The organism is Streptomyces sp. AK02-01A, assembly GCF_033795305.1.
In the GTDB taxonomy this organism is placed as follows: Bacteria; Actinomycetota; Actinomycetes; order Streptomycetales; family Streptomycetaceae; genus Streptomyces.
In genome coordinates, this window is the sequence record NZ_JARBAE010000016.1 from 124,088 (window position 1) to 138,178 (window position 14,091).

The following is a 14,091-nucleotide window of genomic DNA, read 5'->3' on the forward strand; positions in this document are numbered from 1 at the left end:
GCGATCGAAGCCCATACGGCGCTGACCGCTCCGCCTTCCGTTCGTCCGGATTCGATCCCTGGCCCAGGGTGGAGCGGGCGGAACGACCAGTGGGCGCAGGCGGGGTGCCCGGAGGTCGTACCGGCTGCTCGGTGTGCCCGGTGGGCGGGGATGGGAAGAACGACGGGCCGGTTCTCGCGGTACGCCTCACCCCGCCTCCGCACGCGGGTTTTCAGGACAAGCAATTCGCTCGACGGCACATGGCGGCCGGAGTCCGGCCGCAACGCGTGAAGCATCAAGGAGGATGACATGAAGCGCAGACCTGCCCTCATGGCGGCGGTCACCGGTCTGGTGAGCGCCGTGGCGATCACGGGCTGCTCCACCAGCGGGACGGCGGTGGGCGGCGGCGGTGGCGGCCTGACGTTCATGACGTTCGAGACCCCGGCGCTCACCGCGACCTTCTGGGACACCTCCATCTCGGAGGCGCAGAAGGCGGTCCCCGACGTCCAGGTCAAGAAGATCGTCTCGCCGGACGCCGACCGGACGGCCTACGCCAAGCAGCTCCAGGCGTCGGGGCAGTTCCCGGACATCCTCTCCTCCATCAATCCCAAGGACTTCACCGCGGCCGGCCTGCTGAGGCCGTTCGACCAGAAGTGGCTGGACGAGAACTTCACCGACCCCAACGGCAACGCGATCGACGGCAAGACCTATATCCCGCCCACCAACTCCCAGATCATTCCGATGATCTTCTACAACAAGAAGATCTTCGCCGAGCACAACCTCCAGGTCCCGCAGACCTGGGAGGAGTTCACGACGATCGTCACCACGCTCAGGAAGGCCGACGTCACGCCGGTCGAGATGGCGGGCGGTGAGCCGTGGTCGGCCGCGATACCGCTGTCCGGGATCATCACCGCGGATGTCCTGGGCACGGACCCGGAGTGGATCCAGAAGCGCTACAAGGGTGAGGTCAAGTTCACCGATCCCGACATGGCGGCGGCCGTGGGCAAATACCGTCAGCTCGTCGACGCCGGGGCGTTCGACAAGGGCGCGCTGAGTGTGAGCTACGCGGACGCCAACAAGCAGTTCCTGGCCGGCGAGAGCGCCATGTATCCGATGGGAAGCTGGTTCATCGGACAGATACCGGCCGCCGACGCGGACGACTTCGGTACGTTCCTGCTGCCGAGCAAGACCGGCAAGGCGATCGTTCCGTTCAACACCGGTGGTACCACCTCGGTGAGCGCGAAGTCCTCGGACGCGGACTCCGCGGCCAAGTTCGCACAGGCGTGGTCGCTCTCCAAGCCGAATCTGAAGACGCTCATCGAGACCGACGGCGCCTTCCCGATGCTCAAGAACGTTCCCTTCGAGGAGTTCGGCGCGAAGGTGACGCCGGTCTACACCGACGGATTCAAGCTCGTGACCGACGACAACGCCAAGGTCAGCGCGTTCGGCCAGGTCAACAACGACGACGCGCTGCCGCCCGGCGTGGTCGACCAGTTCAACTCCCTCTCGCAGAAGCTGTTCACCAGCTCCGACACCAAGGGTGAGCTCGCTGCGTTCGACGCGGACTGGGACAAGGCCGCCAAGTAACCGAGCCCGCCGAAGAGACGGGCGGAGCCGCGGCCAGGCCGGTGCTGACATCGTTGTCAGATGTTTTCTGGCCATGACGGACAACGTACGGACCTGACTCCGTGCGGACCCTTCACGCCCTACGGACCTGACGCCGTATCACGCGGGGCCGCGGCTCCCGCCTTTCCCGTACTCATCACCTCGGTCGCCGTGCGGCCCTCCGGGGCGCCGAACCATCCCCCGAGCGGCCGCAGCGAGGCACGGGGGCAGAAAGGATCAAGCTGTGCCCAGTCGATCTCCACGAGCGGGCCGTAGCCTCGGGCTGGCCCCCGCCGCGTGGATCGCGGTCATCCTCTACGGGGTGTTCCTTCTGTACCCGTTGGTGCAGAGCCTCTTTCTCAGCTTCACGGACAAGAACCCGCTGCAGGCCGGAAGCGAATTCATCGGCCTCGCCAACTACCGCGAGCTCTTCTCGGACGACCGGCTGCTGTCGAGTCTCCTGTTCACGATGATCGTGGTCGTGGCGGTCACCGTGATCGCCAACGCGGTCGGACTGCTGCTGGCCATCGTCCTCAACCGCTCCACCGCCAACTACCGCGTCATGCGGACCCTCATCTTCATCCCGCAGGTCCTCTCCGGTGTGATCGTCGGCTTCATCTGGCGCAGCATCCTCACCCAGAACGGGCTGCTCAACAGCGCGCTGTCCCGCCTCGGCCTGATCGACGAGCCCATCGCCTGGCTCGGCGACGCCAATCTCGCGGTCGTCTCGGTCTGCGCGGTCGTGAGCTGGATCACCATCGCGTTCGCCACCGTCGTCTACACCGCCTCGCTCCAGTCCGTACCGCAGGAGCTCTACGAGGCGGCCAGGATGGACGGGGCCGGTGTCCTCAGCCGCTTCCGGCATGTGACCGTTCCCATGATCGCGCCGGGCATGACGATCAGCGTCGTCCTGTGCCTGATCACCACGCTCAAGCTCTACGACGTGATCGCCGTCCTCACCGGCGGCGGCCCGGCGGAGTCGACCCGGTCGACCGCCTTCTATCTGATCTCCGTGGCCTTCACCGACAACCGGTTCGGCTACGCCTCGTCCATCGCCATGTTCCTGCTGGCGCTGACCGCCGTCGTCTCGTACGGCGTCACCACCCTGCTCCGCCGAAGGGAGACGAACCTGTGAGTGCTCCCGCTGCCCGCTCCGGCCGGCCCGCACGACTGGACCTCCGTAAGAAATCCCATCTGCTGGGCGCCTGGCTGATCACCCTGGTGTTCATCCTGCCCGTGTACGTGGCGTTCGTCAGCGCGTTCAAGACGCAGGACCAGATCGTCTCGAATCCCGCCGCGCCGCCCGTGCCCTTCACCTTCGACAACATTCTCAACGCGCTGCGCCGGCCGGACAATCTCGTCCAGGCGGGGCTGCTCAACTCGATCCTGGTGACGACGGCGACCCTGGTCATCCTCGTCCCGCTCAGCTCCATGCTCGCGTTCTACATATCCGAGCGCTCGCCGAGGCTCCGGTCCGTCCTGCTCGCGGTGTTCGCGCTGGGACTGATGGTCCCTCCGCAGGTGATCCTGCTCCCGATCGTGACGCTGCTGCGCTCGATCGGACTCGCCAACTCCTATGCCGGTCTGATCCTTTCCAATGTGGGCGGCGGATATCTCTCCTTCGCCGTCTTCGTCTATGTCGGATTCCTGCGGACCATCCCTCGCGAGGTCATCGAGGCGGCCAGGATGGACGGCGCCGGTGATCTGCGGCTGTGGTGGCGCATCGTCTTTCCCGTCGTGCGTCCCGCCACCGCCACCGTCGCGATCTTCCTCGGACTCTGGGTGTGGAACGACTTCCTCAATCCGCAGTTCATCCTCGGCCCGCTCCAGGGCCAGACCATCACCACCGGCATCTATGTCTCGCTCGGCGCCTATTCGACCGACTACAGCCAGCTCTTCGGGATCATGTTCCTGGCCGCTGTCATTCCCGTCGTGGGATATCTGGTCAGCCAGCGCGAGTTCATTCACGGACTCATGTCAGGAGCTTCGAAGTGAACCAGCCGATCAACGGCCTCCCGGCCCTTGACGACCTGGCCGGCGCCTGGACCGACCGCGCGGAGCTCCACCATCTCCCGTCGCTGCGCAATCAGTGGGGCCAGGGCCATGTCAACGATGATCTCACCTCGCTGTCCTGGCTGGCGTTTCCTCCGTTCAGCGGCGGCTACCACACGGGCGTGCTGCGGATCGACGGATCCGTTCCGGCCGCCGAGCGGATGCGATGGGCACCCTGGGGCGTGGAGCGGGCGGCCACGGCCGGCGCTCTGTCGGTGACCACCGAGGTGCGGATGGGATACGAGCGCGCCCGGCTGATGTGGCGGCTCGTCCTGAGCAATCCGTCCACGGCGCCGGTGACGGCCGTGGTGGAGCAGGAACTGCTGGCTCCGTTCGCCCACTCGGAGGTGGACTGGGGCTGGCTCTACGGCAGCCCCTGGAACGACGGCCACTACCACGACTACTTCACCACCGAGCGGCTCCGCGACGAAGCCGTCGCCGACCGGCCGCGGCAGGTGCAGTTCCTGCCCATCGGTGAACGGTGGATACGCCTGGGCAGCCCGCGCATTCCCGGAATCCAGCGTGACGAGGACTCCGAACCGATGCTGCTGGAATCCGAGCTGCCGGACCACTCGACACCGGACTCGGGACGGACACGGGCTCCCGGCGCGGCCTGCCGGGTGCGGGAGGTCGCCGTACGGCGCGCCACCGGCGAGACCGAACCCGTCGGCGCGGCGGCCGAGCACACCGTCGGGCCCGGCACCGACCTCCGGATCGGCACGGTCCGGCTCGGCAACGGCGATGTCCTCCGGTTCGACGTACTGATCGGCGAACCGGGCCAGACCGCTGTGATCATCACCCATGGCAACCATCCCGACTCGCTCCAGGTCGCTCTGGAGGACGGACATCTGTCGCTGCGGATCGCCGGGGAGCGTCTGACCGCACCGGAGGTCCTGGCCACCGGTGTCTGGCACACCGTGACGGTCCTCACCGGCGACGCCGGAGCCGAACTGCGGCTGGCCGGCGTGCCGCTGGTGAGCACCGACGACTGGTGGGCGGGACAGCGCTGGACGGCCAGCTCCGACGCCGGCACGGTGTCCGTCGCCGACACCAGGAGCGTCGCCCGTAGCGTCTACGCCTTCGCCACGGCGCCCGATTCCGTCGAAACCGCCGGAGCACGCGCGGTCGCCCGCTGGAACGTCACGCTGGAGCCCGGCGAGGAGACCGTGCTGGGCACCGTCCTCGAAATCGGCCGCTCGGCCGAGGACGTGGCACACGACGCGAGGAACACCGCGGCCGTCTTCCAGACGGAGTTCGACGCGGTGGCGGACCGCTGGCGCGGCACCTGGGACAGCGCGTTCCAGCCGGACAACACCGAGTTCTCCGGCCATCTGCCCACCCTGCACACCGCGGACACCGACCTCGCCCGTACGTACTATCTCGGCGCGCTGCTGGCCATCTATCTGCGCAACACCACCGTCAGCCCGATCGGTCCGGTGTTCCTGACCGGCGGACCGCGTCTGGGTCCCACCACCACCTTCTTTTGGGACATCTCGGAATGGGCCAGAACGGCGGCGCTGCTGGAGCCCGACGGCCTGCGCCGGTGGGTCCTGGCCGCGCTGGCGCAGCCGTACGACCGCTGTCACTCCTTCGACACCCGCAATCTGCTGCCGGTCGGCAACCACTACTCGGCCAACGACCACTCCCTCTTCCGCACCGTGAAGGCGTATGTGGGAGTGACCGGCGACCTCACGCTGCTCGACGAGATCACCGGCGGACGCAGCGTGCTGGACCATCTGCGCGAGATGGCCTTCCGGCCGCGCGGCCTGCGCGCCACATTCGGCGGAGGAGTCCTGGCCGACTTCGGACGGGACGCCTGGGAGCTGCTGGAGTGCGTGCCCAACTACCGTGACGCCGTTGTCTCGCTGAACGCCGGATACGTCGGCATGCTGCGCTCACTGGCCGGCCTCCTGCGCGCACGCGGCGCCGGCCACGAGGCCGAGGCGGCGCGGGCGGAGGAAGAGGCCGGCGCGCTGTCCGCCGCCGTCCTGCGGCAGTACGCGGGAGACGGACGCTGGATGATCTCCCATCCCGAGGGCAACGAAGTCATCGGCCACTGCCTCGACTTCGAACTCGTCGCCGCCGACATGGCGGAGGACCTCTCGGCGGACCAGCGCGGCGAGATGGTCCGCTTCGTCACCGAGCGTCTGCTGGACGGCGACTGGATGCGCGCCCTCGACCCGGCGGATCCGATCGCGCCGCTCTCGGACCGACCGGACCACGGCGCGGCCGGCGCTTTCGGCGCCTGGCCCGGGTCCACGGCCTTCGGCCTGTGCCGCCTCGGCCGGCCGGAGATCGCGGCCGGTGTACTGCGCCGCGCGCACCGCGCCACCTCGGGCGGGCTGTGGGGCCAGGCGATGGAGGTTACCGCCGACGGCACCTACCGTGTCGCGGGCCGGGGCGTGGCCAACCGTGACAGCAACGCCGGAGTCGCCATGACAGAGGCGGTCATCGCCGGACTCTTCGGAATCGAAGCCGGGATCGAGAGCCTCGGCAAGGACGTGGGGACCGTCAGCACCGCGTACGGCCGGCTTGAGAACGTCCGGGCCGTCGGCTTCGCGCTGGCCAGGCCCGGCTCCCGCGACTGAGGCCCTTCCCTCAAGGCCCCCGCGGTCGCGCGCCGTCCGCGCACGGCCGCGGGGCATCGCACAGCGCATGTACCGCCCTCTCGCAAGACCCCGACTCAAAGGAGAGCCAGCATGGGGCAGCAGAGAACGACGCGGGAATCTTCCCGCGACTTCGGACGAGGCCGCGGACAGGGCCGGAGGCGAGCACGCGGTTACGCGGCGCTGCTGGCCCTGGCCGTCGCCGTACCGCTCGTCGTCCCCGGCACCGCACTCGCCGGGACCTCGTCCGCACGCGCTCTGGCGGCCGGTCCGCCGACCGCCGCCCAGCAGTGGGACACCCTGAAGGCCAAGCTGTCGGGGATCAAGGGCGTATGGACCGACCAGAGCTACTCCGGCTCCCTGTCGAACACCATGCCCGACACGGCCCTGCTGGGCAATGGTGACGTCGGTGTCACCTCGGGCGGCAGCACCGGTGTGAAGACGTTCTATGTCTCCAAGGGAGACTTCTGGAACGCCAATCCCAGCCCGAAACCGGCTCCCATCGGTGGTGTGACCATCACCGGGACCACCGCGCAGCCCAGCGGGAACCTCGCACTCGGCGCGCGGGCGACCGCCAGCAGCACCGAGGGATCCTTCACCGCCGACCGCGCCGTCAACGGCCAGTGGAGCAGCGGATACGAGGGCTGGGTCTCGGCGGTCGGCAAGCCGCAGTGGATCTCTCTCGACCTCGGCTCCGTGAAGACCGTCGGCCGCTATGTCGTACGCAACGACAATGCCGCGCGTCCGGGAAACGCCGCCTTCAACACCAAGACGCTGGCGTTCCAGACCAGCGGTGACGGCGTTACGTGGAACAGCGTCGACACGGTCCAGAACAACACGGCCGATGTCATCGACCGGGCCATCACGCCTGTTCAGGCGCGTTACATCCGGTTCAACATCACTGAGCCGACGCAGGGCACGACGAGCGACTCGGTCCAGAACCCGCGCGCCCGCGTCGGCCAGATCGAGCTCTACCAGCAGAGCGGCGGCACGACTCCGCCGCCCGCCCCGCCCTTCCGCGAGGAAGAGAACATCGTCGACGGCACCATCGGCACGTCGGTGACGCTGGGCAACGCGCCGGTGTCGATGAAGACCTGGCTCGCCGCCGACAAGAACGTCCTGGTCACCTCGATCACCTCGACCGGTTCGGCGCCGGTGCAGCTCCAGGCGTCCACCTTCGCCGGTGCCACCACTCCCAACTCCGCCTACAGCAACACCGCCGGGACCGACGGCCAGGTGATGTGGGCCGAGCGCGCCACCGCCACGGGCAGCAAGTGGGTGTCCAGAGGAGCCCTGGCCACCACTGTCCTCGGCGGGACCGCCGTGCAGCAGCCCACCGTGTCGGGCGCGACCGCGAAGACTCTTTTCACCGTGCCCGCCGGACAGACCGTCACCGTGGTGACCACGGTGGGCGGCGGCGGGCAGAATCCGGCCGCTCCGCACAATGACGCGGTGACCCAGGTACGCGCGCAGAGCGCCGCGTCGCTGGCGACTCTCGACACCCAGCGCGTCAACTGGTGGAAGAACTACTGGATGCAGTCGGGTGTGGAGCTCGGCGACGCCACACTGGAGAAGTTCTACTACGGCGCGCAGTACTTCATCGGCGCGGCCAGCCGCCAGGGCAAGCTCGCTCCGGCGCTCTACGGGCTCTGGACCACCACGGACAACCCGCAGTTCAGCGGTGACTTCCATCTCAACTACAACGCACAGGCGCCGTTCTACGGGGTCTACTCCAGCAACCGTCCCGAACTCTCCCTGCCCTTCCACGAGACGATCCTCGCCTATGTGCCCGAGGCACAGCGCCGGGCGAAGCAGGATCTGAACCGTGTGAAGCCCGACTACATCAGCAGACGCTTCCCGAGCGGCGGCGTCCCGGCCGGAGTCCTGTTTCCCGTGGGCATCGGCCCGTACGGATCGACCACGGACGACCAGTACCACCAGCAGGTCTCCAACTCCCTGTTCACCGCCTCGCAGTTCATCGAGTACTACGACTACACGCAGGACGTCGACTTCCTGCGGACCAAGGCCTATCCCTTCCTCAACCAGGTCGCGTTGTTCTTCGAGAGCTATCTGGAGCGCGACGCCTCGACCGGCCGCTACTCCCTGTGGAGCGGTCCGCACGAGGGCACCTGGGGTCAGAACTCCTCCGCCGACCTCGGGCTGCTCAAGCAGGTTCTGTCGTCGCTGATCGCCGGAAGCCAGAAGCTCGGCGTCGACGCCGACCGCCGTACGACCTGGCAGAACATCCTCAACAACCTGCCGGCCCAGCCGACCACGGTCTACAACGGCAAGACGGTCTTCTCACTGGCGACCGCCGGCACCATGCAGGGCTCCGACACCCGGGACATCCATCCCGGTGACAACACCATCAACCTCGAATTCGTCCAGCCCGCCGACCAGCTCGGCATCAACTCCGACCCGGCACTGCTGCGGACGGCGGTCGACACTCTCGACGCCATGAATTCCTGGGGCCAGGAGAACAGCTTCCCGAAGGTGTTCAACCAGGCGGCCAGGGTCGGCTATCCGGCGCAGTCGCTCATCGACAAGTTCACGTCGGTCATCAACGCGCGTATCGCGCCGAACCTGCGGATCAGCGACCCGCACCACGGTATCGAGAAGTCCGGGGCGACCGAGGCGATCAACAGCATGCTCATCCAGACCGACCAGCAGTACATCACGCTCTTCCCCGACTGGCCCGCCGGCAAGGACGCCGGCTTCTACCAGCTCCGTCAGAAGGGCGCGTTCGTGGTGTCGAGCGCCAAGCGGTCCGACAAGGTCAGCTATGTCGATGTCATCAGCAAGGCGGGCGGGGCGCTGAAGCTCAAGAACCCCTGGACGACCTCCTTCACGGTGACCGACGCGAACGGCGGTGCCGTTCCGTTCACCACGGCGAACGGTGTGATCTCGGTCCAGACCGCGGTGGGGCAGACATACCACCTCCTCCCGGCGGCCTGACGGCGCACGACTGACAGGTCCTGGCCGGGCACCGGGGGAGCGACTCGCCCTCGGTGCCCGGCGGGCGGTCAGGAACTGCGAAGTGTGTCCCCGCACGTCGCGGTCCGGCCGAATCCCAGTCCGCAGTACTCGTCGCCCGGCGGCCGGGCTCTCCTGGTCAGAGCCTCGGACGGAGAGAGCCCGGCGCGCAGGGCCGACGCGGTCAGCTCCGCCGCCGCCGATCTGACGGTGTCCCTGGCGAACTCGTAGACGCGGTGCGGTGACGCGTCGCGGAACGCCTCCGGCGCGTAGTGCTGTATGGAGTCCACGATGGCGGCCCCGCCGTTCACCAGCGGCGCGGGCAGATGCACGATTCCGCGCCGGTGCAGAACGCCGGAGGTGACATCCTCGTCGGCGAGCACGGCGCTCGCCGCGCCGATGACCGCACCGCAGCGCAGCCGCCGGGCGAGCCGGACATCGATGAGATCACTCACCGAGCACGGCACCAGCACGTCGACCCGCTGCCCGGACCAGTCGGCGACCGGCCGGCAGCCCGGCACCTCAGCGGCACGAGGATCGGTGTCGCAGGTCAGGACAGTGGCTCCGGCGGCGGCCAGCTCTCCGGCCAGCACACTCCCGACCTTGCCGGTGCCGTGCACCAGTACCCGCAGCCCCGCGACGGACCCACGCGCCCATGCCTCCACCGCTCCCAGCACTCCGAACGCCGTGGCCGTGCTGGGTTCGACACCGCCTCCGGCCGCGCCGAGCACATACGGCGTCATCTCCGACAGCACCTCCAGGTGCCGGGCCGTCACACCCAGCCCGGCACCGGCGTACAGCGTGCCCGCATGGCCGTTCAGCATCTCCGCTATCGCGCGCAGAAGGTCGTCGTCGACCGTGTCCGCGCCGGTGACCACGATCTTCGCGCCCCAGAAGCCCGTACGGTGCGTCTCGTGCCGCACGAGCGTCTCCCGGGCGAGCCTGCGGCTGAGCCGTCGCGCGTCCGGTTCATGGGCCGGACCCGGCCGGATGCGCAGCGCTCCGTCGGCCGGCAGGCGCCACCGCGGATTGCCCTGGGCGAGCGTCAGATGGAAGGTGCTGCCGCGCGGGCCGCGGAATCGCCTGACCTGTATGGGCCCGGTGCGGCCGGTCATCGCGGAGCCCGCGTGGCCCGCGCGCCACATTCGGCGGATTTCGACGGCTTTCCCAACCCTGCCACCCCCGGTCACGGCGTCTCGGCCTCGTACGGACGTCCCATCCCTCCCCAGCGCTCCGCACGGTGAAAATCGACCGGACAGGCGTGAAGTGGCACACCGGAAGTCCGCCGCACGTCGCACGCCCGGGGAGGCTCCGGCGCGCGGCGCCGGAAGTCCCGTCCGCCGCACGGGCGTCCGCTCCGTCCGCCCGTCGCCGTGAGCGGCCCGCTCCCGCGAAGATCGAGTTCCGCGGGCCGCGAGGACCGACCGGACAGGGCCTAACGGGTGACGCGCCTGCCGCGTCCCCACCGCGCGCCCAGCAGCACCAGATCGGCGATCAGCACGATCACGGCGATGACCAGGAGAAACGACAGCCCGCTGATGGTCATGCCGGTGATCCCCAGCGCCACGGCGACAAGGAGCAGAAGAAGGAAGGTGGTCATCGTGGAGTGCTCCAGTCCTGTCGCGCTTCAGCGCCGGCCGAGGCGGCGCTCGCCGTTCAGACCGGTTTTGTACGGCAGGCCGTAGTGCGCGAACACCCGTGGTTCGTCCTCGGCGAGCAATTCCCCGTCGGTGTCGATCGAGGGCGCCTCCTTGGCCAGCTTCTTGTCCCACGGGACCTTCAGATAGCCCGGACCGACCGTGGCCTCGGCCAGCGGCACAAAGATCAGGCGCCGCTTGGTGGGCAGACCGACGGTGACCGTGGCGAACGACGGATCGTCCGTGGCGGTGTCGACGTACACGGCCTCCAGCGAGCCGATCTTCTTTCTGTCGGCGTCGACCACGTCGTGGCCGCGCCACTCCCGAATGTCTTCAGCTCTGAACACGGGTGATTCGCCTCTTATCCGCTGGATGGTGCGTGCGTCGTCCGACCGCCGGACACCCTTGTATGCCGGATACCCCTGTTTCCGGCCCCGGCACCTGGCGGGCCGTCCCGGGTCGCACGGCGGGCGCACGGAACAGCCGGACGTCCCAGTTTTCCGTTTCCGTCGGTTCCGGGACCTACGCGGCGGTGCGTGTCGCGGCGATCTCTCCCGGTCGGCGGCACCTTCGCCGGACGGTCCGCGCCTGGAAACGGCCTGGCGCCCGCGCGGACCGAGGCGGCATCCTGTCCGCATGCTGATCAGGGAAGCCACCACGGAGGACTGGGCCGCCATCTGGCCGTTCTTCCACGAGATCGTCGCCGCGGGCGAGACATTCACCTATCCGCTCGGACTGAGCGAGACCGATGGCCGTGACTGGTGGCTGCTGGCGGCGCCGAACCGTACCGTCGTCGCCGTCGACGAGGACGGCACGGTCCTGGGCACGGCGAAGATGAACAACAACCACATGGGCAATGGCGCGCATGTCGCGAGCGCCAGTTATCTGGTCGACCCGGCGCACTCGGGACAAGGCGTGGGCCGGGCGCTGTGTGAGTACACGATCGAGTGGGCCCGTACGGCGGGGTTCCGCTCGATGCAGTTCAACGCCGTCGTCGAGACCAATGCGCACGCGGTGAAGCTGTACCGGTCGCTCGGCTTCGAGGTACTGGGCACACTGCCGGAGGGCTTCCGGCATCCGACGAAGGGCTATGTCGGGCTCCACATCATGCACCGCGCGTTGTGAATCCCGCAGTCAGCCCGCCGCCATGGGCCCTGGAACATCTCCGTCAGGTCCCTGGTGTCCTCCCGGTCCCTTCGGTTCTTCCGGCGGTTGTCGCTCCGGGCCGCCGCCCGGAGCGAAGGAGGACCGAGGCGAAGCCGAGGTAGGCGGCGGCGAACAGCCAGCCTCCGAGGACATCGGTCGCCCAGTGCACACCGAGATAGACCCGGCTCAGTCCCACGGCCACGGCCCAGCAGACAAGCAGAGCGCTGAGGAGATACGCCGGGACCGTGCGGCCGCGCCGGGTCACGGCCCAGATCAGCAGCCCCGCCACCACCGCCGAGGTCGTGGTGTGTCCGGACGGGAAGGCGAAGACGGAGGCATGGGCCGCCCAGTCCGCCATGGGAGGCCGGGGACGGCCGACGGCACGCATCACGCCGTATCGCGCGGCCTGCTCCACCAGGAGAAAGGCCACGGTGCCGGCCGCGGTGAACAGCCGCTGCCGTACACCTCGGCCCGCGAGCAGCCCCGCGGCGACGGCGCACAGATAGGGAATGGGTCCGGATCCGGTGGATGTGACGGCCCGCGCCGCCGCGAGAGCGACGGGCGGGCGGTGCCGTACCGACCAGGTGTGCGCGCTCTCGTCCAGCGGGAACGGCGCACCGTGCCGGCCGCTCACGACCACGGCGAGCACGGCGAAGAGCGCGGCACAGCAGGCGGCGACGACCAGCGCCGGCGTACGCCATGTCCGGTGCGGCCTCGGCGCGGACGGTGTCACCGTGAGGCCACCAGCGGACGCAGCCGGGTCTCCCGGAGTCGCGACACCAGCGGCGCGGAGCGCCGTGCGGCGATCATCAGGGCACCGGCCACGACCGCGCCCACGAGCAGCCCGAGGACCACGTCGTGCGGATAGTGCGCGCCGACCCACACGCGTGACACGGCCATCAGAACCGCCGCGGGAATCGCGGCGGCCGCGAGTGCGCGGTCGGTGAACAGGACGGCCACGGCGGCCGCTGCGGCGATGGCGGCGTGATTGCTCGGCAGTGACCAGTCGCCCGGTGGTGGACATGCCTCGATGGTGGCCGTGTGCAGGACTTGGCACGGCCGCCGCTCCTGTACCAGCGCCTTGAGCGCGTCACTGGCCGCGAAGGACGCGAGCACCACGAGAGGCGCCGCCAGGGCCATGGCGGTCCTGGCCGGGTCGGTGGCCCGGGCGCGCCACCACGAGGCCAGCAGGAACACGGCGAACAGAGCGAGGCCGTACGCGGACCAGACGGAGATCGCGGTGTCCAGCCAGCCGGGAGAGCGGTGAGTCAGTTCGCTGACATAGGTGTACACACCGTCGTCGAACCAGCCGTCGCTGTGCGAGGCCGCCAGGGTGTCGGGCGTCAATGGATCTCTCCTTCGGGCGCGCGAAAGGGGCGCGAGCGCCGCGTCTCCGAGGCGAGCGGAACCGGGGACACGGTCACCGCCGGCGCGACACGGGGCGGCGGACGGCGGGAGGCACCCGGGACGCCGGAGACGGCGGGACGCGAACCCGTGGCAAGGGGATTCACGGCCTGCGGCGTCGCCGCGAGCGCGGATACGGCCATCGGAGGGTGCTCCCATAATGGTGGGCAGGGGTGTCCTGCATGACGATCCAACCGACTACAGTGCTGTAGACGGTCTACGTCACTGTAGACGAAGGAGGCGGAGGATCGTGCCCATGGGCGACGAGAGCGCGGAGCGGCGGCCGGCGGGGGAGCTGGAAGCCGGCGTACTGGCGGCTCTGTGGGCCGCCGCGGGTCCGCTCACGCCCGGCCAGGTGCAGGAGGCGCTCGGAGTGTCGCTCGCCCGCACCACGGTTACCACGATTCTGTCGCGGCTGTACGAGAAGGGCAGCGTCACCCGCGTCCGGTCGGGGCGGGGCTTCGCCTACACGCCGACCGAGGACGCGCCGGGCCTGACCGCCCGCCGTATGCACTCGGAGCTGGCGAAGGACGACGACCGCGGCGCGGTCCTGGCCCGTTTTGTCTCGCAGCTCAACGACGACGACGAGCGCTTGCTGCGTTCCCTGCTGGACGGCGGAGAGGACCGGGAAGAGAGGAGCGGAAGCTCCGGGGAATGAGCGTTCGACATCGTGTCGCGAGCCGCGCTCA

The 14,091-nt window shown here is 69.1% G+C and carries 12 protein-coding genes; 7 read left to right on the top strand and 5 right to left on the bottom strand.

Annotated features, from left to right (window positions below):
- Positions 1 to 288: 288 nt before the first annotated feature.
- The 5 genes from PV679_RS17520 to PV679_RS17540 all read left to right on the top strand — a co-directional run bounded on the left by PV679_RS17520 (position 289) and on the right by PV679_RS17540 (position 9,197).
- The gene (locus PV679_RS17520) at positions 289 to 1,566 is read left to right on the top strand and encodes an ABC transporter substrate-binding protein (RefSeq protein WP_319681207.1); all 1,278 of its coding nucleotides are present in this window, start codon (positions 289 to 291) and stop codon (positions 1,564 to 1,566) included.
- A gap of 262 nt (positions 1,567 to 1,828) precedes the next feature.
- Positions 1,829 to 2,719 carry a sugar ABC transporter permease gene (locus PV679_RS17525; protein ID WP_319681208.1) on the top strand — a complete coding sequence of 297 codons (891 nt, stop codon included), beginning with the start codon at positions 1,829 to 1,831 and terminating at the stop codon, positions 2,717 to 2,719.
- Entirely contained in the window at positions 2,716 to 3,579 is an 864-nt protein-coding gene (locus tag PV679_RS17530) for a carbohydrate ABC transporter permease (protein ID WP_319681209.1), read from the top strand. The genes PV679_RS17525 and PV679_RS17530 overlap by 4 nt, the downstream gene beginning before the upstream one ends.
- Positions 3,576 to 6,224, top strand: coding sequence for a hypothetical protein (locus PV679_RS17535; protein ID WP_319681211.1), 2,649 nt, complete (start codon positions 3,576 to 3,578; stop codon positions 6,222 to 6,224). Before PV679_RS17530 ends, PV679_RS17535 begins: the two co-directional genes overlap by 4 nt.
- 111 nt (positions 6,225 to 6,335) lie before the next feature.
- Positions 6,336 to 9,197 carry a discoidin domain-containing protein gene (locus PV679_RS17540; RefSeq protein ID WP_319681212.1) on the top strand — a complete coding sequence of 954 codons (2,862 nt, stop codon included), beginning with the start codon at positions 6,336 to 6,338 and terminating at the stop codon, positions 9,195 to 9,197.
- Between the two features lie 68 nt (positions 9,198 to 9,265).
- On the opposite strand, the gene PV679_RS17545 is transcribed toward PV679_RS17540, so the two are convergent.
- The 3 genes from PV679_RS17545 to PV679_RS17555 form a co-directional block, all read right to left on the bottom strand.
- The gene (locus PV679_RS17545) at positions 9,266 to 10,330 is read right to left on the bottom strand and encodes a hypothetical protein (protein ID WP_319681213.1); all 1,065 of its coding nucleotides are present in this window, start codon (positions 10,328 to 10,330) and stop codon (positions 9,266 to 9,268) included.
- A 320-nt stretch (positions 10,331 to 10,650) separates the two neighbouring features.
- Positions 10,651 to 10,815, bottom strand: coding sequence for a hypothetical protein (locus PV679_RS17550; RefSeq protein WP_319681214.1), 165 nt, complete (start codon positions 10,813 to 10,815; stop codon positions 10,651 to 10,653).
- A 27-nt stretch (positions 10,816 to 10,842) separates the two neighbouring features.
- Positions 10,843 to 11,199: a PRC-barrel domain-containing protein gene (locus tag PV679_RS17555; protein ID WP_319681215.1), complete on the bottom strand. Its 357-nt coding sequence runs from the start codon at positions 11,197 to 11,199 to the stop codon at positions 10,843 to 10,845.
- A 289-nt stretch (positions 11,200 to 11,488) separates the two neighbouring features.
- Between PV679_RS17555 and PV679_RS17560 the strand changes: the two genes are divergently transcribed.
- On the top strand, positions 11,489 to 11,977 hold the full coding sequence (locus tag PV679_RS17560) for a GNAT family N-acetyltransferase (protein ID WP_319681216.1): 489 nt from the start codon (positions 11,489 to 11,491) through the stop codon (positions 11,975 to 11,977).
- A 43-nt stretch (positions 11,978 to 12,020) separates the two neighbouring features.
- On the opposite strand, the gene PV679_RS17565 is transcribed toward PV679_RS17560, so the two are convergent.
- Positions 12,021 to 12,731, bottom strand: coding sequence for a phosphatase PAP2 family protein (locus PV679_RS17565; protein ID WP_319681217.1), 711 nt, complete (start codon positions 12,729 to 12,731; stop codon positions 12,021 to 12,023).
- On the bottom strand, positions 12,728 to 13,345 hold the full coding sequence (locus PV679_RS17570; protein ID WP_319681218.1) for a phosphatase PAP2 family protein: 618 nt from the start codon (positions 13,343 to 13,345) through the stop codon (positions 12,728 to 12,730). The genes PV679_RS17565 and PV679_RS17570 overlap by 4 nt, the downstream gene beginning before the upstream one ends.
- A 313-nt stretch (positions 13,346 to 13,658) precedes the next feature.
- Here PV679_RS17570 and PV679_RS17575 point away from each other — a divergent pair, with 313 nt between their 5' ends.
- Positions 13,659 to 14,060, top strand: coding sequence for a BlaI/MecI/CopY family transcriptional regulator (locus tag PV679_RS17575; protein WP_319681219.1), 402 nt, complete (start codon positions 13,659 to 13,661; stop codon positions 14,058 to 14,060).
- The last annotated feature ends 31 nt before the right edge of the window (positions 14,061 to 14,091 follow it).

Coding starts and splice junctions, on each gene's coding strand:
- PV679_RS17560 (WP_319681216.1), top strand. CDS start 11,489: ATGCTGATCAGGGAAGCCACCACGGAGGACTGGGCCGCCATCTGGCCG.
- PV679_RS17545 (WP_319681213.1), bottom strand. CDS start 10,330: ATGACCGGCCGCACCGGGCCCATACAGGTCAGGCGATTCCGCGGCCCG.
- PV679_RS17520 (WP_319681207.1), top strand. CDS start 289: ATGAAGCGCAGACCTGCCCTCATGGCGGCGGTCACCGGTCTGGTGAGC.
- PV679_RS17575 (WP_319681219.1), top strand. CDS start 13,659: ATGGGCGACGAGAGCGCGGAGCGGCGGCCGGCGGGGGAGCTGGAAGCC.
- PV679_RS17550 (WP_319681214.1), bottom strand. CDS start 10,815: ATGACCACCTTCCTTCTTCTGCTCCTTGTCGCCGTGGCGCTGGGGATC.
- PV679_RS17540 (WP_319681212.1), top strand. CDS start 6,336: ATGGGGCAGCAGAGAACGACGCGGGAATCTTCCCGCGACTTCGGACGA.